This is a genomic window from Pseudomonas sp. LS2P72 (assembly GCF_054897865.1).
Map to the genome: position 1 here is coordinate 4,527,465 of NZ_CM142708.1, position 19,634 is coordinate 4,547,098.

Consider the following 19,634-nt stretch of genomic DNA (forward strand, 5'->3'; position numbering starts at 1 on the left):
AGGACTCAACGACGCTCCCCTTTCACTTCGCGAGCGAATGCTCCAACACAACCTCCAATGGATGGCGCAATTGCAGGTTGGCAAAGCGCTTCACCTGACTGCGACAGGAGTATCCCGTTGCAAGTGCCTCGCTCTTTTCTTTCAACTTGCCGGCCCAGGACTGCTCAAAAATGGTCCGTGAGTGGCCTTGGTTACGTGCTTCATGGCCGAAGGTGCCGGACATGCCGCAGCAGCCGGTCGCCTCAGTCGTCAACTTGAGCCCGAGCCGGGCAAAAACGGCTTCCCATTGCGAAGTACTGGCCGGGACGTTGGTTTTCTCGGTGCAGTGCGCCAACAAACGGAATGTCCCGGTCGCGGGATGCGGGTTTTCCGGCAACACGTCGCAGAGCCACTCCTGAGGCAGCAAGACCTTCGGGCAATCAATCAGCCCCGGTACTTTCTGATATTCCTGGCGGTAGACCAGCGTCATCGCCGGATCCAGACCCACCAGCGGCACGCCACAATCGGCGAGCGCCTTGAGCTGATTGCCGTTGCGGATTGCCGCCTTGGCGAAGGCACCGAGAAAACCCTGCACGTGCAACGGCTTGCCGTTGGCGCTATAGGGCGCCAGAAACACCCGATAGCCCAGCTGATGCGCCAGTTGTATAAAGCTCGCCAGCAACGGTGTTTCGAAATAACGGGTAAAGGCGTCCTGCACCAACACCACGCTACGCACACGTTGTGCGACGGTGAGTTCGCGCAAGGCTGGCACGCTGGCGACAGCGACCTTGCAGCGGGTCAGCGTGGCCTGCAAGTCATGACGATTGATCAACGGACTGTCGAGCATGCCGACCTGTCGCTCAAGCAGACGGCTCATCCATTTCGAGCTCATCACCGCGTTGTACACACCTGGCGCGTAGGCCATGTAAGGAATGGTGAACTCCAGCGAGCCAATCAAATAGTCGCGCAGCGGACGTTGATAGCGACCGTGGTACAGCTCCAGAAATCGCGAACGGAATTCCGGCACGTTGACCTTGACCGGGCATTGCCCCGCACAGGATTTACAGGCCAGACACCCCGCCATCGCGTCGTAGACTTCATGGGAGAAGTCCGCCTCGCCGCGCGAGCGCGCCAGGTTATTGCGCAACCTCGTCGGCAATCCGCTCAACCACGACAACTTGCCCCGGGCCGCTTGCAATACATCGATATTGGCCGCGCCTTGCAAACGCAACCACTCGCGAATCAACGACGCCCTGCCCTTCGGCGAATGCTGGCGCTCACGGGTGGCTTTCCACGACGGGCACATCGCATCGTTGGGATCGTAGTTGTAGCAAGCGCCGTTACCATTGCAGTGCATCGCGGTACCGAAGCTTTGCCAGACGCGCTCATCGATTTGCCGATCCAGATCACCACGCAGCGTGACTTCGTTGACCTTGAGCAAGCCCTGGGCGGCATCCGGCGGGGTGCATATCTTGCCGGGGTTGAGCTGATTGTGCGGGTCGAACGCGCCCTTGAGCGATTGCAGCGCCGGGTACAGCTCACCAAAAAATTCGGGGACATATTCCGAACGCAAACCCTTGCCGTGCTCGCCCCACAGCAGACCACCATAACGCTTCGTCAGCTCGGCCACGGCGTCGGAAATCGGCTTGACCAGAGCGGCCTGTGCCGGATCTTTCATGTCCAGCGCCGGACGTACATGCAACACACCGGCATCGACGTGACCGAACATGCCATACGCCAGGTTATAGCTGTCCAGCAACGCTCGAAACTCGGCGATGTAGTCGGCCAGTTTCTCCGGCGGCACGGCGGTGTCTTCGACAAATGGCTGCGGGCGAATCTCGCCTTCGACGTTACCCAGCAGCCCAACCGAGCGTTTGCGCATGGTGTATACGCGCGCCACAGCTTCGGCCCCTTCGGCCAGGGTGTGGCCCAGTCGCTCGATCGTCGTATCGGCCTGCAGATGCGCCACGAACGACGCCACGCGAGCGTTCACATCCGCCAGGTCTTCCCCGCTGAACTCCACCAGATTGATGCCCAGTGTCGAGCGCTCGGCGTCCGTCGGGAAATACTCGGCGACGCTGTGCCAGACAATGTCTTTCATCGCCAGCATCAACACCTTGGAATCCACGGTTTCGATGGACAACGGCTTGTGCACCAGTAACGCGTTGGCGTCGCGCAGCGCATCCATGAAGCTGCCGTAGCGCACGTTCACCAACACCGAATACTTGGGAATCGCAAGCACGTTGAGTTTGGCTTCGACGATGTAGCCCAGCGAACCTTCCGCACCGCACAGCACGCTGTTGAGGTTGAAACGCCCGTGCTCGTCGCGCAGGTGCGCCAGGTCGTAACCGGTCAGGCAGCGGTTGAGTTTGGGGAACACCGAGTCGATCAGGTCAGCCTGGGTTTCCTGGATGTGCCGCGCTGTCCGGTACACCTCGCCGATGCGGCCGGGTCGCGTACACGCCACTTCCAGCTCCGCGTCGGACAGCGGCTGGCTGTGCAGGCGCTCACCGCCGAGCAGCACGCTGTGCAGTTCCAGTACGTGATCGCGGGTCTTGCCATAGGTGCAGCTGCCCTGGCCGCTGGCGTCGGTGTTGATCATGCCGCCGACGGTGGCGCGGTTGGACGTCGACAGCTCCGGGGCGAAGAACAGTCCGTGGGGTTTGAGCGCAACATTGAGCTGGTCCTTGACCACGCCCGCCTGCACCCGCACCCAACGCTGCGCGACGTTGATTTCGAGGATGGTGTTCATGTGCCGCGACAAGTCGACCACGATGCCATCGGTCAACGACTGGCCGTTGGTGCCGGTGCCGCCGCCCCGCGGGGTCAGTTTGATCTGGCGAAAACGTGGTTCGGCCATCAAGGTCGCGATGCGTGCGATGTCGTCCGCATCCACGGGGAACACCGCGGCTTGCGGCAGTCGCTGGTAAATCGAGTTGTCGGTCGCCAGCACGGTGCGAGTGGCGTAGTCGGCGCTGAGCTGACCGCGGAAGCCACTGGCGCGCAGGGCTTGAAGAAATTCCGGGTACTGTGCCGCGAGTGCAACGGTGGGCAACTGAGCGATCATCGCAGGCTGTTCTCTTGTCGGTCTAATCACGGGAAAAATCAAAACACTTGTCGCCTGAGCATTAATGGGTCAGCCTCAGGTCGTTGTTTACGCCAATGATCCTGCAGGCTCTGGCGCCGGACAAACGGATAATCCTGCCGCTATCGATGACTTTTACGAATGAATTACCGTCACCTAACGCCCTCGATGTCGTTGCTGCTGGCCTTTGAAGCCGCCGCTCGCCATGAAAGCTACACCCGGGCCGCGATGGAACTGTCACTGACCCAAAGCGCCGTTAGCCGGCAAGTCCAGGCGCTGGAACAGCAACTGGGCCTGACGCTGTTTCGCCGTGAAGGCAGGCAAGTGCAATTGACTGATGTCGGTCGTCTCTATCAGCGGGAAATGAGCGAAGCGCTCGGACGCATCCGCAGCGCCACGTTGCAAGCCATGGCTTATCAATCCGGCAGCGGCACCTTGCGCCTGGCCACCTTGCCGACCTTCGGCTCGAAGTGGTTATTGCCGCGCCTTCATGACTTCTACAAAACCCATCCTGGCATGCTGGTGCACATCAATTCCCGGATCGACGCCATCGACTTTGAAACCAGCGGCATCGATGCCGCGATCGTCGTCGGCAATGCCGATTTGCCGGGCCTGATCAGCCATCGCCTGCACACGGAAGAACTGATGGTGATCATTTCTCCACAAGCGGCCGAACTCCATGACACCTGGACCCCGGAGCGCATTGGCGAACAGACGCTGCTCAACGTCGCGAGCAATGCCAACGTCTGGGGCGAGTGGTTCAGTCACCACGGCCTGCCCCATCGAATGATGCGGCTGGGGCCGAGTTTCGAACTCACCTCGCACTTGATCCAGGCCGTCAGGGCAGGCATTGGCATCGGTCTGGTGCCGCGCATTCTGGTGGCCGACGAGTTGGCCAACGCCGAGCTGATCAGCCTCGACCAGCCCTTCGCCAGTCAGCGCAGCTACTACCTGGCCTACCCGCCCCGCAACGAAATGCTGCCATCGCTCATTGCGTTTCGTACCTGGTTGCTGGAACAGATCTGACGGGATCAGCGCCCGAGGAATGCGTAGCCAAAGCCCACAACCTTGGCGTCTTCGCCGTAGCCACCCAGGAACGAAACACCGACCGGCAGGTTGCCCTTGATCGTGCCTGCCGGAACGGTGATTTCGGGAAACCCTGTGGCGGAGGCAATGTACGACGACGCGTAGGTATCGCCGGATTTACACACGTAACTGTCATCGGTCACGCCGTGAACCACCGAAGCCGGGCAATTGATCGTCGCAAAGAACAGGCTGTCCACTTTGTTCTTCTTCATGATGTCCATCAGTTGCGCGCGCAACTGCGGGATCTTTCTCGAGAGGATGGAGATATACAGCGGCGAATCGGTGCTTGTGGTATTCGATACGGCTTCCAGTCCGGCCAGGCGTGCCGGGTTCATGCCATGCGGTCCGTTTTCAGCCTGATTCTTTTTCGCCAGATCGAGAAACTGCGCCAGCGTTCGCGGTTGGCTCGGGTTGAGGGTCGCCAGGTAGCGTTCGAATTGCGGTTTGAATTCGCTTTCGCCAACGGGACCCAACACATCGCTCCATAGCGTTTCGAACGACTTCGGAAGGTCGATGGAAACAACATGGGCGCCGCGCTTGCCGAGGGTTTCCTGAGCGGTCTTGAAGACTGCATCCACCTCGGGATTGGCGCCTTTGAAATTGGTGATCACCCCAATGGTTTTGCCTTGCAACGAGGAACGGCTCAGCGCTGGCTCGAACTGAATTTTGTCGGCGACCAGATCCAGGGTCGCCGGGTCGCTTTTGTCCTGGCCCTTGATCGCATCCAGCACGATGGCCTGATCCAGCACGCTGTTGGTAATGACACCACCGGTATCAAACGCGAGCGACAGCGGAATGATGCCGCTGCGGCTGATCAACCCCAGCGAAGGTCGAAAACCCACTGTGCCGGTGACGCTGGCCGGGGCGCGGATCGAGCCGCTGGTGTCCGACCCTAGCGCAAACGGTGCAAACGCTGCCGCCACGGCGGCGGCAGAACCGCTGCTTGAGCCAGACGCATCACGCTTGGTATTTTTCGGATTCAGCGTCTGGCCGCCGAACGAGCTGTAGCCAAACCAGCCAAAGGACGCGGCCAGTTCCGACAGGTTGGCCTTGCCGAGAAGAATCGCTTGCCCGTCGATCAACTTCTTGACGGTAAAGGCATCCTGGCTCGGCACTGACGAACGCAGAACGTAGGACCCACCGGAGGTGACCATTGCGGCGGTGTCAAAGTTGTCCTTCACTACGAACGGAATACCGGCCAGCGGTGCGTATTTGGCATGGGGATTTTTCGCCCGTTCAGCATCCCACTTCCGGGCCTGATCGATCGCCTGTTCATTGATGCTCACCAGCGCATTGATGTTTTGGCCCTGGTGATTGTTCGCCCGGATGTTATCCAGATAGTGCTGGACCAGTTGCTCGGAACTGAGGGTCCCGTTATTCAATGCATGACGCATATCGGCGAGGGTCATGCGGTCGATACCGTCATCCGCCTGAGCACTTGCCGCCATTAGCAAAAACGAGCACACCACGAATTTCTTATTCAACTGCATTTTTATTCTCCGAGTGGGTACAGGCGAACGAAACCAGCTCGCACCTCATGTGGGTGCGAGGGAATGGGTGGTAGGCAGGGTAAAAAAGTCCGGCGTTATGCCCAATGCTGTTCACTTAAGACATTCTTCAGTCGAGCAAAAACCTGTGGCGAGGGGATTTATCCCCGTTGGGCTGCGAAGCGGCCCCAAGCATTTCATCCGGAATACGCATTTACAGGGGGTGACGACTGCTGCGCAGCCGAACGGGGATAAATCCCCTCGCCACAAATGTGGATGCCCGCGCTTAAGTGAACAGCATTGCGGCGTTATGCCAGGCCTGGAAGGTTATAAAGGCACCATCGAAGATCGCAGCCTTCGGCAGTTCCTACAGCAACTTGCTCTTTTGCAGAAATTCCTTGGACACGCTCTCGATCGATTCACGGCCAACATCGACCCGAGAGTTGAGACCCGCAATGGTGTCGTCGTCCAGTTTGGAAGACAGGGCGTTGAGCAACTCGCCAATCTTCGGATTCTCTTTAAACACTTCAGTGCGAATGACAGGCGTCAACGCGTAGCTGGGGAAGAAGCCTTTATCGTCTTTGAGCACCACAAAACCGAAGGCCGGAATCCGTCCATCGGTCGACAGGACCAAGGCCAGATCGACCTGACCGTCCCTGAGTGCCTGATAGGTCAGCCCGCCGTCCATGCGGACGATATTCTTGCGCTCGAATTCAAACTTGTACGCCTCTTGAAGAGGACGCAGGCCATCGGGCCGGGAAAAGAACTCAGCGTTGGAGGCGAATTTATAGGATTTGCCGCCTTGGATATTCTTTGCAAGATCGCTGATCGAGACAATGCCATCCTTCTCGGCCTCCGCCTTGCGCATGGCAAACGCGTAGGTGTTGTTGGCCTTGGAAGGGTTCAGCCAGGTGATGCCCTTTTGCGCATCAAGCTCGCTGATCTTCTTGTAAGTTTCGTCAGCGCTAAGTTTGTCCGTGACTTTGTTGTAAGTAATCAGGGAAGTGCCGGTGTATTCCCAATACACATCGACCTGACCGTTCTCTTGCGCCGCGCGCAATACAGACGAACCCAGGTCCGGGCGTTTATCGACACTGTAGCCATTGGCGCGCAGGAGTTGAGTGGTCATCTCGGCAACCAGTTGCTGCTCGGTAAACTTCTTGCCGCCGACCACAATCGTGCTGTTGGCAGAAGCGCTGCCCACAACACCTGAAACAAGACTAAGGCTAAAGATCAGACTGGCCAGCATTCGATAAATCATCATGCACCTCATATTATTGGTTTAGGTCGATGGTCTTCAGATTCATTCGCGCCCGGCCAACCTCAAGCCCCGAGACACTGCAATGTTTTGAATCAAGCCGCAGCCCAAATCGACTGCAATCGCCAGGAGCGCGGTCGAGGCGGCGCCGGCCAGCATCATGCCGAAGTCGTTCAAGTCGATCCCTGTAAAGATCAACTCGCCCAGCCCGCCGCCGCCAACCAGAAAGGCCAGCGGCGCGGTACCGACGTTGATCGCCAGCGCCGTGCGGATGCCCGCGAAAATCACGTTCATCGCATTCGGAATTTCGACTTTCCACAGCGTCTCCCGTGGCGTCATGCCCATGGCCTCAGCCGCTTCGACCAAGTGCTGCGGCACCGCGCGCAAGCCTTCATAGGTATTGACCGCGACGGGTAGCAACGTCGCGACAAACAAGCCGATGATGGCCGCCCCGCTGCCAACGCCAATGAAACTCATGGCCAAGGCCAACAGCGCGAGCTTGGGGATCGCCTGTCCCACGTTAAGGACCTGTATGCTGGCCATGGCGTAACGCTGGTTCGCCGGACGGCTCATCCACACGCCCAACGGCAGCGCGATGGCCAGGGCCAGCGCCCCGCTGACCGCCACGATCTGCAGATGCTGGACCGTCAGGTAGCTGATGTCGCCCCAGTAAAACTGCAGCCCTTCCCACAATCTGATCAGTAAGTCAGACATCGTCAGTGCACCGCCGGAGTAATGTTTTCAACAAGTCGCGCCAGGATGTCAGCCTGGTGGACATAACCGATGAAGCGTCCGTCGCTGTCGTTGCATATTGCCCAGTCCTGCCCGCGACCCAGCAGTTGCGAGAGCACCTGGCGCAGGTCATCCCCGGGCTTGACGATCAGGTGTGTGTGCGAAGTAACACCGCTGTTGCCGCCCACGATCTGCATGTGTTCGCGCGGCGCGATCTTGCTCACGACGTCAGCCGCGCGCAGCAGGCGCAAGCGTTTCATGATCCGGTCGCCGCCCATGAAGTTCGCCACGAACTCGCTGTTGGGTCGGGCCAGCAAATCATCCGAGCTGCCGAATTGCTGGATTTTTCCGTTATGGAACAGGGCGACGCAGTCCGCCATCTTCACCGCTTCATCGATGTCGTGGCTGACAAACAGTACGGTTTTGTTGACGAGGCGCTGGATGCGCATGAACTCGTCCTGGATCACTTCGCGGTTGATCGGGTCGATCGCGCCAAAGGGTTCATCCATCAACATCACGGGTGGATCCGCTGCCAAGGCCCGGGCCACCCCTACCCGCTGCTGCTGGCCGCCAGACAGTTCGCACGGGTAGCGCTTGAGGAATTTGGACGGTTCCAGCGCGACCACTTCCAGCAACTCCGCCGCGCGTTTGCGACTTTTGTTCTTATCCCATCCCAACAGATTAGGGACGACGCAGATGTTTTCCTCGACGGTCATGTTCGGGAACAGGCCGACTTGCTGAATCACGTAGCCGATGGAGCGTTTGAGGGTGACGCTGTCCAGTTCGGATGTGTCGCGACCACCGATTCGGATCGTGCCTGAGGTCGGCGTGATCAGTCGGTTGATCATTTTCAACGTCGTGGTTTTACCGCAGCCCGACGGCCCAAGCAGTACGCAGATCTGCCCCTCTTCAACATTGAATGAGACATCTTCTACTGCAGTGATTGAGCCGAATTTCTTGTTTAAATTTTCGATCTGGATCACGTCGTAGCTTCCTTCATTCGGCCAGCGGCCACTTTGTTCTTGTTCAGGCCTTTTGGCGTCAGGACACGCTGCAAGCCGTAGAGCGCGTAATCGGCCGCAATGGCAATCACGCTGATGACGATTGCGCCGGCCAACAGCTGTCGGGTATCCGATTGAGCGATGCCACGAATGATCAGACTGCCCAGGCCACCAGCGCCGATGTAAGCCGCGATGGCCGCGATGCCGATGTTGATGACGGTCGCCATCCTGACGCCTGCCATGATCAGCGGGACCGCAATCGGCAGCTCAACCTTGCGCAGTCGTTGCCAGGTGGACATGCCCATCCCAATCGCCGCTTCGCGCAAGGCGGGATCGATGTTGGAGATCGCGGTGGTGGTGTTTCGAATGATGGGCAGCTGGGAATAGAGAAACAGCGCAATGACCGCCGGCACGACGCCGATCCCGTAGCCAATCAGGGACAGAGCCGGAATCATCAGCCCGAACAGCGCGGCAGACGGAATGGTCATCAGGACAGCGGCGAACGCCAGGACCCAACGGCGCGTTCTAGGGTGTTGGGAAATCGCGATCCCGACAGGCACGCCGGTCAGAATCGCCAGCCCCACCGCTACCGCCACGATGAGAAGGTGCTGTCCGAGTAGCAGGCCGATCAGCCCGCCGTTTTCCAGAATGAAACTCAAGGTTTCCATGGTTGTTATGCCTTCTGTACGTCATTGTTGTTTTTGCCGGCTATGCATCTGGAAGTGGACGCCGGATTTGTACGAAACATTACCGCGCTACCGTAGGCAGCCTGACCTTTGAGCCCGACGATTTCTATCAAAAAACCGACGTCACGTGGCACCCCGGCGCGCAATGCAAGATGAAGGGTTGATTGAAGAAGGAAGTATGCAGGATCGCCAAATTCCCGAAGCGTGCCGGAGCGCACCGCCTGTCGGGCCGAGTCATTAGCTTGCTATGCGGTTTTACAGAGCCGGATCAACTCTGTGGTTTTTCAGGGGATCAGCGTTCATTGACCAGCCGGTTCAACGACTGCAATCAGGAATGAGCATCATCAAATTTCCGCCGCTCTTCACCCGGCGTGCATCCCCATACCCGACGGTAAGCAGCACCCAGATGTGACGCCGAGACAAATCCGCAGCTGTAGGCGATGGAAGCAATGGGCTGGGTGCTTTCACGCAGCAAGCGCCGCGCTTCGTTCAGCCTGAGCTCCAGATAAAATTTCTTCGGCGTCATCCCGAAGTGCTGATGCCACAGCCGCTCCAGCTGACGATGGGACAGATTGCAGCGGTCGGCGATTTCTTCGATGCCGACAATGTTCTCCAGATTGTCTTCCATGAAGGCGATGGCGGCCGTCAGCCTGCGATCGTGAATCCCGAACCGCCACTGAATCGACATCCGCTGATGTTCTTCCGGGGCTCTTATCCTGGCGTGCAGAAATTGCTCGGCGATGCTCGCGGCCAGCTGATTGCCGAAATCAAGCGCGATTTGCGCCAGCATGAGATCGATGGCTGCTGTCCCCCCGGCACACGTCCAGCGGTTGCCGTGGTTGACGTACAGTTCTTTGGTCACTTCGATCGTGGGGAATTCCTCCGAAAATTGACCGATGGACTCCCAGTGCAACGTGCAGCGCTTCCCTTCCAGTAACCCGGCGCGTGCGAGGATGAACGTCCCGGTGCTCAGTGCGCCGACGGTGATTCCTCGGGCCGCTGCGCGCTGCAGGAAGCGCAACATTTTGGGTGGTTTCTGATGTTCGATGTCCAGGCTCGCCAGTACAAACAAGCGATCAATATCGGGCGCTTGATCGATCGGCACGGTCTGGATTTCGATACCGCTGCTGGAGCTGACCGGCCCACCGGATTCCGTGAGCAAGGTCCACTCGTAAAGCGTCTTGCCGGACAACCGATTCGCCGCCCGCAAAGGCTCGCTGGCTCCGGCCAGTGCCATCATGGAGAACTGAGGGAGAATGAGCAGCCCGATTCGCTTGGTGGTGTAGCTATTCACAGACGTCGCTGATTCGCTGGGGGCTGCCATCGCCGGATCCTTTCATGGGTCGTTCCAGCCGTTCAAGTGAACAGCTCAGGCCAGCCTGAGAGAGAGTGGCTTTGAACACGCCATGTTAGGGGTTGGGCACGCATTCAGCCAGATTCAATCGCTGCGACAGATCGCAATGACGGGAAAATGCGGCGCGGCGCTTGAGCGTCGCTGCGAGACCTCGTCGCCCGAGGCCTCACAGGATAAGGGCGAGCGGATCAGCCGCGCGCGCGGATGGCCTCATCGATGCTCTGGATCATCGACTGGAACACAGGGCTGTCGACCTGATTCTGCTGGCCATGTTGCATGTGGGAAATGATCAGCGCGCTCGGACCTGCATCACCCGGATAGTTCTGGTGCAGACGCACAGACTCCGAGGGCATGTGCAACGTGTTGTCCGCACCGTGGATGATCAGTGCAGGCGGGAAGCCTTTTGCACCTTCGATGGACTGCTCCGGGTCATACGCCACATAAGACTTGTAGGACTTCGCCGTCACGTGGGTGCAGCCCGGCCAACGGTCCGCGCCACCCGCTTCGGTGTAGCCGCCCAACTGCTGATCAACGTAAGCCTGAGTCTCGGGATCCAGCGGATAGTAGCCGAGGCGGGTTCCGTCAGTTCCGGTATCGAACGGAGGGATCGGCGCGTCATCCGCGAGTTGGTTAATGGCGGCATCCGCCGCGTCTTTGTCTGCACGCAAGGCTTGCAGCTTACGGATGTTGGTGTAGCTCATCGGCACCCAGAAGCGGATCTGTTCTGCGCCTGCGGCGGCCAGTTCAGCCACTGCTCCGAGGCTCGCCACCGAGCCCATCGCCCAGGACGCAACTACCGGCATCTCACCAAAATTCTCGCGCGCCCATTCAATGGCACCAAGGACTTCATCTTTCTGGTCTTCGAGGATGACATTGGTGATCTCAATGTCGGCGGCCTGAATCGTGTTGCGGATGTATTTGTTGGAAAAAAAGCCCGCCACGTCGTAAGTCATGACGCGATAACCGCGGGCTGCCAGGGCGCGGCCAAACAGCTGGCCGTACATCGTGACCCCACCGGTGAAGCCGGAGTTGAAGATGACGGGCGGAATTGACGCGTCGATCAGTTCCGGCTGAAACACCGTTCCTTTGAGGTTCAGGGTTTCGTCACCATACTTAACGGCAAACTCGATTTCTTTTGTAGTAATGTTCGTCATCGCTAGATATCTCGAAGTTAGAGCGTGGTCATAGATCAACTTACCAATTGGCCAGATGCTCCTCGGAGAAGTTGGCCAACAGGAATTCGGGTTTCTGTAGAAACATGCTGTGCAACGGCATCTACAAAGTTAAAAGCATTGTTCAGATTAAAGAGTCGGGAATACGGCACACCCTGGCTGTCAGTCCCCACATGAGGTGAATCGGTTGCTTCCAGAAGAATCTTGTCCGCGCCGACTGCGCAAACAATTTGCGTCACGAAACGTGCTGTTTCCTCGGGATAGACAGAAGTGCGATAGCCCGGGCCTTTGAACCACACGTTGCCTCGTTCTCTCGCTTCAGAGAGCAGCGCGATGTAAGCCGGCTCAGTAATGTCACGCTCGCTGTGACAGGTGCCCAGGTGATCGATAATGACCCGCACATCGCGAGGGATCTGGCGCAATACGCGCAGATTCGTCTCGGCTTCTTTCGCGTAAATGTGCAGATGCTGGTGCGGTTGCAGGCGGCCATAAAACGCCGACCACTGCCCATCACTGAACTGCGCATCGGAAACCGTTTCAGGCCTTGCATCGTGCAGAACGATTCGGGCGCCAACCACCTGCGGGTGTGAAAGACGTTCCTGGGTGGCATAAGAAGGCTCTGCCTTGATCGTCCCCACCAATTTGACGTCCCCATAGCGCAGTGGGTTGGCTGCCTGGAGATTCTTGAGTTCGTCAAATGAAGCAAATACGTTTTCTGAATCGGGCAGGATACTTAAATGGACGTTATTGAGGAGCGTCGGAGCAATTCCGGCATCGATCAATGCATCCAGATAAGCAGTCAGCGGATGCGGCTCAGGTAACGTATAGGGCAGCGAACCGGCCACTCGGCGAAGGTCTTGCGACGTATAAAAATGAACGTGACTGTCTATTCTTTTGATCAACGGCAGCATGATTATTGTTTCCTGCTTTTGTGTGAAAACAATAATCGTCGTCAGTGCTTCGTCGCTCCCGCCAACTCGACGTGTAGTATCAAAATTTCGCCATGCGCGATTTTTTTGAGCACGGAGGCGGTCGATGGGTAAGCGGTCCGTCAGGCGGATGGCGAAAAATTGATGGGGTTGGACCGCTTATAGTTGGCTTCCCGGATCCCAACCACTTTGCGACGATCGGCATCTATATGCTGCTATCAAGCAACGTCAAACAAACAACGCCAAAAACCCAGTCAGTTAGCGAATACCACGCGACTGGAATTTTTTCATGGCGTGAAGTGTAAAGTGCAAAAGGTGTCCTAGACTACAGGCTTAAATGATCTGATTTCTTGAATTTTTCACCGCTGCAACTACTGGCTTTTTATATAAATTCAGACAGTCTTCAGGTGCAGCACTGCTTTTATAGAATGCCCTCTATCGACCCAAGAGCGGGATGCGAATATGAACAGTAGTTCCGTAGCGGGCTCTCGATTCAGCGTACTTGATGGATGGCGCGGCATAAGCATCTTGCTTGTCTTGGCATGCCACCTGCTACCACTTAGCCCAAAGGCCTGGCAATTCAATGCCGCCGCAGGCGTTATGGGAATGGCTATATTTTTTACGCTATCGGGTTTCCTGATAACAAATTTTCTGCTCAACAACAGCAGCGTCGTTGATTTTTTAATCCGCAGAATCTTTCGGGTTGTGCCGCTCGCGTGGTTGTACATGCTCATTGCTTTACCTGTCATGAACAGCACCCCGGAGTTCTACATCGCAAACTTTCTGTTCGTCGCCAACTGGCCGCCTATGTGGCTTGGCAGTGTAAACGGCCACCTATGGAGTTTGTGCATGGAGGTGCAGTTTTATTTCGCCATCGCTTTGCTGGTCGTTCTGATGAGAAACAAGTGGGTACTGCTGATCCCTGTTCTCTGCATCGCCGTCACGCTGTACCGGGTCATGAATGATGTACATGTCGCCATCAACACTTACTACCGCATTGATGAAATTCTTTCCGGATGCATACTGGCCCTGATATACAACAATAGGCTGGGCAACCTCCTTGACAAACTTCCGACACAAACGGCGATCACGCAAATATTTTTATGCTTCCTGTTTGTCTTGTCTTGTCATCCCGATGCGGGCTTTATGAACTACTTCCGCCCCTATCTTGCCGCAGCAATGGTGGGGAGCACGTTACTCAATAGTCGAACACGAGTTGCCCGGATTCTGAATAATCGCGCTCTATTTTATATCGCCACCATCTCGTACGCACTCTACGTTGTTCATCCGCTGCTAATACATACTTGGCTGGGCAGCGGAGATACCGTCATAAAATATTTGAAGCGCCCTTTGTTGTTTGCCGCCATTTTTATCACCGCACATATCTCGACCTTCTATTATGAAAAATGGTGGATTGCTTTTGGCAAGCGATTTGCCAAGAAAGTAGCTAGCCAATCTGTTACATCGACCGGTTGACTCATCATGGGTGACGCAAATGGGATATCGTTCTGACCCGTTTGCAAAACGCTCAGGGAGAGCACCATGCCGGTACAAATCCAACTATCAGAAAATGTAACTGAAGCAGATCGCCTGGCCATTCTGACCCCGCTGCTGGCTCATAACCTGACTAACGGCGGAGACGACGCGCATGAAACATTTGCTCTGCTATTACGAGCCCCTGATACGGGTTGTGCACTCGACCGGGACTAGACTCGCTCATCCTTGCAGCCCTGCCATACTGTTCAACATGACCAGAGCAACCTTCCGCTTCTACGAGGAGCTCAACGATTTCCTGCCGGCCGGACGGCGGCGGCAGTCATTCACTTGCGAGTGCGCGCGAGCGGCGACGGTCAAGCACATGATCGAGGCGCTCGGGATACCGCACACGGAGGTCGAGCTGGTGCTGCTCAACGGCGAGTCGGTGGGTTTGGAGCGGGTGATTTTCGACGGTGACCGGCTGGCGGTGTATCCCAAGTTCGAAGCGCTGGATATCAGTCCGCTGCTCAAGGTTCGTGCGCAACCTTTACGGGTGCTGCGCTTCATCGCTGATGCGCACCTTGGCGGGCTGGCCAACCTGTTGCGCATGAGCGGCTTCGACACCCTCTACGACAATGGCTTCGAGGATGGCGAGATCGCCGAGATCGCGGCGCAGCAAGGACGCATCGTGCTAACCCGCGATCGCGAATTGCTCAAGCGACGGATCATCAGCCACGGCTGTTACGTGCATGCCCTGAAACCGTCGCTGCAACTGCGCGAATTGTACGAGCGCCTCGACCTGGCGCGTAGCGCGCGGCCCTTCAGCCTGTGCCTTCATTGCAACCTGCCGCTGCACGAAATCAGCCCGGAACTCGCCCGGTCGCAGGTGCCGCCACGCGTTGGCATCCTCTATTCGCACTTCCTGCGCTGCGACGCCTGCCAACGGGTTTACTGGGAAGGTTCGCATTGGCGCGGCATGTGTGCACTGCTGGCACCTCTGCTGTACCGATAGCCGAACGCATCGGGCCGCCGCTACGACTTGCTATCTTCATGCCGCAGCATTGGTGAGCTGATTCCTGTATCAGTTCAAATCAACTCACGAGGATTTCGGACGCTGAGGCAGATTCGGCGTTCTGCACCAGATCGATCAGCCAGGTGCGGAATGCCACGACTTTTTTCGAGTTGGCAATTTCCAGCGGCGTCACCAGGTAGAAACCCAGATCGGACTTCAACTTGAGGTTGAACGGCGCTACCAGTTTCCCGGCCTTCAAATCGTCATCGACGTAGGTGGAGCGACCGATGCACACCCCCAATCCGTCGATGGCCGCCTGCACCGCCATCATTGCCAGATCGAAGGTTAGCCGCGTGCCTTCGGCGAGTTTCTTCGGTTGCCCCGCCGCGCTCAACCACATGTTCCAGTCGTTGCTGGTCATGCCGCTGACCTGCAATAGCGTGTGATTGGCCAGATCGACCGGGCTTTTCAAGGCTTTGGGGCCAGTCAGCAGCTTGGGGCTGCACACAGGAAAGATCTCGTCGGACATCAGCCAGTCCGCCCGCAAGCCCTTCCAGTCGCCGAAGCCGTAGCGGATCGCGGCGTCGATGCCGCCCTTGCGGAAGTCGACCAGTTCGGTTGATGCGGTGACCCGCACGTCAATATTGGGAAATGCATCCTGAAAGGATGCCAGGCGCGGCAACAGCCATTTGGATGCCAGGGAAACCAGGGTGCTGATGGTCAATGCGCTGTTGTTGGTCGACTCGAGCAACATTTCCGTGGAATAGCGCAATTCATGAAATGCCGAGCGAATGCCAGGCAAGTACGCATAGCCTTCGGTGGTCAGCGCCAGACCATCCTTGAGCCGCAGAAACAGGCGAATGCCCAGTTCATCTTCAAGTCGGCGGATCTGATGGCTGATGGCAGTCTGCGTGACATTGAGTTCCTCGGCGGCCTTGGTAAAACTCATATGGCGAGCAGCAGATTCAAACGCTTTCAATCCATTGAGAGACGGAATTCTGGAAACCATAAGACTTCGTAATGCTCATGAGATTTTGTCATAAGGTAGCATCGAAGAAGTCCTTTGCAAATTGTTTCAGGGGTCGTGGATCCTAGCGTCGTTTTCAAGCCAGAACGGCTTGAAAACGACCACTCAAAGGATGAGATCGCCGTGAACAAAACAGTTGAAATCAACAACAGCCCGGACGAAAAAACTTCACAACCGAAAGCCCGCAATGCCTCGAGAATGGCTGAAATAAGCCGTCCGCATTTCGACGCCGCGTATGAAAAAGGTCTGATGGGGGTTTCTTGCCGTGTGCTCGACAACCGCCGCATCGAAATTGCCACCAGCGGCAAGGAAGTGATCGACTACACGCGCTGCGGTTACCTCAACCTGGACGCCCACCCTAAAGTGCTCGCGGCCGCCAAGGCCTCGATGGATGAAATCCCGTCGGCGCATTTTTCGGTAGCCCGCACACGCCTCTCCGCCGAGCCGCTGGTACGCCTGGAACACACCCTGGCCAAGCTGTTTGATGTAAACGGTGTGGTGGTGTTCCCGACCGTGGCTGCCGCCAACATGGGCGCCCTGCCGCTGCTGGCTGCCGGCCTGTTCACCGGCGGTGAGAAACCGCTGATCGCTTTCGACCGTTTCGCCCACGTGACGCTGCAGTACCACATCCCGGTTCTGCGCGAAGAAACTGACGTGATCGTGATCGAGCACAACGACCTCGAACACCTGGAGCGTCTGTGCCAGGGCGGTCGCAAGGTCGCCTACGTGGGCGACGGTGCCTACTCGATGGGCGGCGCGGCGCCGGTTCGCGAGCTGCGTGCCTTGCAGGACAAGTACGGTCTGTTCGTATATCTGGACGACGCCCACGGCATTTCGGTGGTCGGCCAGCACGGTGAAGGCTTCGTCCGTTCGCAACTGGACGGGCTGGATGAAAACACCATCGTGGCCGCGTCCCTGGGTAAAGGCTATGGCGCAGCGGGCGGTCTGTTGATGCTTGGCACCAAGCACATCGAGAACTCGATCCGTCGCTATGCACCCACCTACGGCTTCTCCTGCGCACCAAACATGGCTGCCGTGGGCGCAGCACTGGCGTCGGCGGAAATCCATGCCACGCCGGAACTGCACAAACTGCAACGCTCGCTGCGCAACAACATGAAGCTGTTCGACAACCTGATCCCGACCGAAACCAGCGGCAGTGAATTGCCGATCCGGATCGTACGCATCGGTAACGAAGAGGAAGCCATCGCCAAGGGTGAGTACCTGCTGCAACAGGGTCACTACACCTCCGTCGTGTTCTTCCCGACCGTACCACGTGGTCAGGCAGCACTGCGCATGTCGGTCACCTCGGCACACAACCCGGCCGATATCCTCGATCTGAGCCTGATGCTCAAAAGCAGCGATTCGAATCGGGATAGCGCCCCTGTCGCTGCCCAACTCCAGCCTGCGCTGGCTGTTTGACTGACGTTGTGCAGGAGACTCACAAGATGAAGCGAACGGATCTGGCGCAAACCTTCGTCACGTCGGTGACGGATTTCGATATCAACACGGCTTCCCTGGAGGAGATTCGTGCCATTCAGGAACTGGTATACGAACGCAAAGTGGTGGCACTGAAAAACCAGACGTTGACCCGTGAGGGTTATCAACAGTTTGCAGCGTGCTTCGGAGAACTCGAACAGTTCAAGCTCAAGAGTTACCACGACCCGGCGTATCCGAACATTCTGGTAATCAACAACCGCAACGGCGCTGGCGCGGTCGGTGCGCGCAAGCTCGGCAACATGTGGCACAGCGACTCCAGCTACTTGGCCGAGCCACTGCCACTGACCATGCTGCACGCGCAACAGATTCCCGAAGCGGGTGGCGATACGCTGTTCGTGGATATGCAGTCGGTGTATGACGATCTGCCGAAGGATCTGTACGAGCGGATCAACAATCGTCAGGCGGTACATGACGTGCGCTGGACTTACAAAGTCAAGGAAGACGATGTCGGGGAGTCGATCCAGGAAATCTTCACTCGCCTGGAGCAGACCTTCCCGGCCAGCACTCACCCAACGGTTGCCGTGCATCCGCGCACACAGCACGAAAGCCTCTACGTTAACCCGGGCTACACCTCGCGCATCAACGGTTACTCGCAAGAGCAAAGTCGGACGTTGCTTGATGAGCTGTTTGCGTTTGCCCTGACGCCGGAGCGGATTTTCAACTACCAGTGGGAGCCCAACGACCTGCTGATCTGGGATAACCGATCGGTGCTGCACTGCGCTACCGAGCTGTCGCGGGATGCCCAGCGGGTGATGTTCCGCATCGGCGTCAATGACGGCGAGTTCTTTGCCCGGAACGCGGTACAGGAGCACGTCGCATGAACAAGAAGCGCGTCCTGATCGCCCATATCCTGGGTGCCGAAGGCAAGCAAATGCTGCACGAGCGTGACGACATTGAAGTGGTGGAGTTTCCTAACACCATCGAGCAGGGCCAGTTCCAGGCCTTGCTCGAGAGCTTCGATGCAGTGCACGGCGTGGTTCTCGGCCTGACCCGGTTCGGCACCGCCGAGTTGCAACGCGCATCGGGTTTGCAGGTGGTGTCGCGGATCGGCGTCGGGTTCGACGCAGTCGATATCCCGGCGATGACCGAGGCCGCGATTCCCGTGATGGTCTGCGCCAATGCCAATCACCGGGCAGTGGCGGAGCACACCCTGGGCTTCATGCTGTCCCTGGCGAAACGAACCGAGGCGCTTACCCATCTGGTGCGCAACGGCAATTGGCATCAGCGCTACGACTACCTGCCCAGTGAACTGGAAGGCCGCGAAGTGCTGCTCATCGGTTGCGGGCGGATTGGCGCCCGTGTTGCCACGCTCCTCGTGGCGCTGGGGATGCGGGTCAAGGTGTACGACCCGTACCTCGCCCCACGGCAGTTGCCCCACGGCGTCGAGCCGGTTGCCGTGCTGGAAAACGGATTGGCGAGCGCCGATTACGTCAGCCTGCACTGCCCGAAGACCGCCGAAACGGTCGGCTTGCTGTCCGCCGAGCGTTTGGCCCTGATGAAACCCCAGGCGTATGTGATCAACACCGCACGTGGCGGCATCGTCGACGAGCAGGCGCTTTATCAGGCCCTGGTCGAAAAACGCATCGCCGGCGCCGCGCTGGACGTGTTCCTGCCAGAACCGCCGTCCCACGGCAGCGGTCTGCCCAGCCTCGACAACGTTATCTGTTCGCCGCACCTGGCCGGGGTTTCCCGCGAGGCAGTGAGCCGCATGGCGAAACTGGCCGCCGGCAACGTACTTGACGTTTTCGACGCTCAACCAAACCACGAAAACGCTGTGAACCCACAGGTGTTCGATCAATCGTTTTTTCTGGCTGACACAGACTCCGCCGCCATCCCTTACCCAATCTGACTTG

General features: G+C 57.8%; 16 protein-coding genes and 1 pseudogene. 7 read left to right on the forward strand and 10 right to left on the reverse strand.

The window, feature by feature from the left end; all coding sequences use genetic code 11:
• Positions 1–22: 22 nt before the first annotated feature.
• Positions 23–3,046: a D-2-hydroxyglutarate dehydrogenase YdiJ gene (gene ydiJ / locus ACYZUA_RS20710; RefSeq protein WP_461960406.1), complete on the reverse strand. Its 3,024-nt coding sequence runs from the start codon at positions 3,044–3,046 to the stop codon at positions 23–25.
• 159 nt (positions 3,047–3,205) lie between these two features.
• Here ydiJ and ACYZUA_RS20715 point away from each other — a divergent pair, with 159 nt between their 5' ends.
• Positions 3,206–4,090 carry a LysR substrate-binding domain-containing protein gene (locus ACYZUA_RS20715; RefSeq protein WP_461960407.1) on the forward strand — a complete coding sequence of 295 codons (885 nt, stop codon included), beginning with the start codon at positions 3,206–3,208 and terminating at the stop codon, positions 4,088–4,090.
• Positions 4,091–4,095: 5 nt separating this feature from the next.
• Here the strand turns inward: ACYZUA_RS20715 and ACYZUA_RS20720 are convergent, their stop codons facing one another.
• The 8 genes from ACYZUA_RS20720 to ACYZUA_RS20755 all read right to left on the reverse strand — a co-directional run bounded on the left by ACYZUA_RS20720 (position 4,096) and on the right by ACYZUA_RS20755 (position 12,751).
• Complete coding sequence (locus ACYZUA_RS20720; protein WP_461960408.1) at positions 4,096–5,640, reverse strand: amidase family protein; 1,545 nt, start codon at positions 5,638–5,640, stop codon at positions 4,096–4,098.
• A gap of 364 nt (positions 5,641–6,004) precedes the next feature.
• The gene (locus ACYZUA_RS20725; RefSeq protein ID WP_461960409.1) at positions 6,005–6,901 is read right to left on the reverse strand and encodes a glycine betaine ABC transporter substrate-binding protein; all 897 of its coding nucleotides are present in this window, start codon (positions 6,899–6,901) and stop codon (positions 6,005–6,007) included.
• Positions 6,902–6,940: 39 nt separating this feature from the next.
• Positions 6,941–7,609, reverse strand: coding sequence for an ABC transporter permease (locus ACYZUA_RS20730; protein WP_461960410.1), 669 nt, complete (start codon positions 7,607–7,609; stop codon positions 6,941–6,943).
• Positions 7,610–7,611: 2 nt separating this feature from the next.
• Positions 7,612–8,610 (reverse strand): ABC transporter ATP-binding protein, encoded by a 999-nt coding sequence (locus ACYZUA_RS20735; protein WP_403137693.1) that lies wholly within the window; start codon positions 8,608–8,610, stop codon positions 7,612–7,614.
• Positions 8,607–9,296: an ABC transporter permease gene (locus ACYZUA_RS20740; protein WP_403137690.1), complete on the reverse strand. Its 690-nt coding sequence runs from the start codon at positions 9,294–9,296 to the stop codon at positions 8,607–8,609. Before ACYZUA_RS20740 ends, ACYZUA_RS20735 begins: the two co-directional genes overlap by 4 nt.
• A gap of 346 nt (positions 9,297–9,642) precedes the next feature.
• The gene (locus ACYZUA_RS20745) at positions 9,643–10,638 is read right to left on the reverse strand and encodes a GlxA family transcriptional regulator (protein ID WP_461960411.1); all 996 of its coding nucleotides are present in this window, start codon (positions 10,636–10,638) and stop codon (positions 9,643–9,645) included.
• 218 nt (positions 10,639–10,856) lie between these two features.
• Entirely contained in the window at positions 10,857–11,822 is a 966-nt protein-coding gene (locus ACYZUA_RS20750) for an alpha/beta hydrolase (RefSeq protein WP_461960412.1), read from the reverse strand.
• Between the two features lie 35 nt (positions 11,823–11,857).
• On the reverse strand, positions 11,858–12,751 hold the full coding sequence (locus tag ACYZUA_RS20755) for an amidohydrolase family protein (protein ID WP_461960413.1): 894 nt from the start codon (positions 12,749–12,751) through the stop codon (positions 11,858–11,860).
• 480 nt (positions 12,752–13,231) lie between these two features.
• Between ACYZUA_RS20755 and ACYZUA_RS20760 the strand changes: the two genes are divergently transcribed.
• From ACYZUA_RS20760 to ACYZUA_RS20770, 3 genes and pseudogenes are all read left to right on the forward strand, one after another.
• Positions 13,232–14,245 (forward strand): acyltransferase family protein, encoded by a 1,014-nt coding sequence (locus ACYZUA_RS20760; protein WP_461960414.1) that lies wholly within the window; start codon positions 13,232–13,234, stop codon positions 14,243–14,245.
• A gap of 66 nt (positions 14,246–14,311) precedes the next feature.
• Positions 14,312–14,455, forward strand: a pseudogene (locus tag ACYZUA_RS20765) (GNAT family N-acetyltransferase); the annotation flags it as partial.
• A gap of 61 nt (positions 14,456–14,516) precedes the next feature.
• The gene (locus ACYZUA_RS20770) at positions 14,517–15,257 is read left to right on the forward strand and encodes a Mut7-C RNAse domain-containing protein (protein ID WP_461960415.1); all 741 of its coding nucleotides are present in this window, start codon (positions 14,517–14,519) and stop codon (positions 15,255–15,257) included.
• A gap of 79 nt (positions 15,258–15,336) precedes the next feature.
• On the opposite strand, the gene ACYZUA_RS20775 is transcribed toward ACYZUA_RS20770, so the two are convergent.
• Entirely contained in the window at positions 15,337–16,266 is a 930-nt protein-coding gene (locus ACYZUA_RS20775; protein WP_461960416.1) for a transcriptional regulator GcvA, read from the reverse strand.
• Between the two features lie 141 nt (positions 16,267–16,407).
• On the opposite strand from ACYZUA_RS20775, the gene ACYZUA_RS20780 reads away from it, so the two are divergent.
• Genes ACYZUA_RS20780 through ACYZUA_RS20790 form a run of 3 tightly spaced genes read left to right on the forward strand, consistent with a single transcriptional unit; the run spans position 16,408 to position 19,630 of the window.
• Complete coding sequence (locus tag ACYZUA_RS20780; protein ID WP_461960417.1) at positions 16,408–17,703, forward strand: aminotransferase class I/II-fold pyridoxal phosphate-dependent enzyme; 1,296 nt, start codon at positions 16,408–16,410, stop codon at positions 17,701–17,703.
• Positions 17,704–17,729: 26 nt separating this feature from the next.
• On the forward strand, positions 17,730–18,602 hold the full coding sequence (locus ACYZUA_RS20785) for a TauD/TfdA dioxygenase family protein (RefSeq protein WP_461960418.1): 873 nt from the start codon (positions 17,730–17,732) through the stop codon (positions 18,600–18,602).
• Positions 18,599–19,630 (forward strand): hydroxyacid dehydrogenase, encoded by a 1,032-nt coding sequence (locus tag ACYZUA_RS20790; protein WP_461960419.1) that lies wholly within the window; start codon positions 18,599–18,601, stop codon positions 19,628–19,630. The genes ACYZUA_RS20785 and ACYZUA_RS20790 overlap by 4 nt, the downstream gene beginning before the upstream one ends.
• Positions 19,631–19,634 lie beyond the last annotated feature (4 nt).

Coding starts and splice junctions, on each gene's coding strand:
- ydiJ (WP_461960406.1), bottom strand. CDS start 3,046: ATGATCGCTCAGTTGCCCACCGTTGCACTCGCGGCACAGTACCCGGAA.
- ACYZUA_RS20715 (WP_461960407.1), top strand. CDS start 3,206: ATGAATTACCGTCACCTAACGCCCTCGATGTCGTTGCTGCTGGCCTTT.
- ACYZUA_RS20720 (WP_461960408.1), bottom strand. CDS start 5,640: ATGCAGTTGAATAAGAAATTCGTGGTGTGCTCGTTTTTGCTAATGGCG.
- ACYZUA_RS20725 (WP_461960409.1), bottom strand. CDS start 6,901: ATGATGATTTATCGAATGCTGGCCAGTCTGATCTTTAGCCTTAGTCTT.
- ACYZUA_RS20730 (WP_461960410.1), bottom strand. CDS start 7,609: ATGTCTGACTTACTGATCAGATTGTGGGAAGGGCTGCAGTTTTACTGG.
- ACYZUA_RS20740 (WP_403137690.1), bottom strand. CDS start 9,296: ATGGAAACCTTGAGTTTCATTCTGGAAAACGGCGGGCTGATCGGCCTG.
- ACYZUA_RS20745 (WP_461960411.1), bottom strand. CDS start 10,638: ATGGCAGCCCCCAGCGAATCAGCGACGTCTGTGAATAGCTACACCACC.
- ACYZUA_RS20750 (WP_461960412.1), bottom strand. CDS start 11,822: ATGACGAACATTACTACAAAAGAAATCGAGTTTGCCGTTAAGTATGGT.
- ACYZUA_RS20755 (WP_461960413.1), bottom strand. CDS start 12,751: ATGCTGCCGTTGATCAAAAGAATAGACAGTCACGTTCATTTTTATACG.
- ACYZUA_RS20760 (WP_461960414.1), top strand. CDS start 13,232: ATGAACAGTAGTTCCGTAGCGGGCTCTCGATTCAGCGTACTTGATGGA.
- ACYZUA_RS20770 (WP_461960415.1), top strand. CDS start 14,517: ATGACCAGAGCAACCTTCCGCTTCTACGAGGAGCTCAACGATTTCCTG.
- ACYZUA_RS20775 (WP_461960416.1), bottom strand. CDS start 16,266: ATGGTTTCCAGAATTCCGTCTCTCAATGGATTGAAAGCGTTTGAATCT.
- ACYZUA_RS20785 (WP_461960418.1), top strand. CDS start 17,730: ATGAAGCGAACGGATCTGGCGCAAACCTTCGTCACGTCGGTGACGGAT.
- ACYZUA_RS20790 (WP_461960419.1), top strand. CDS start 18,599: ATGAACAAGAAGCGCGTCCTGATCGCCCATATCCTGGGTGCCGAAGGC.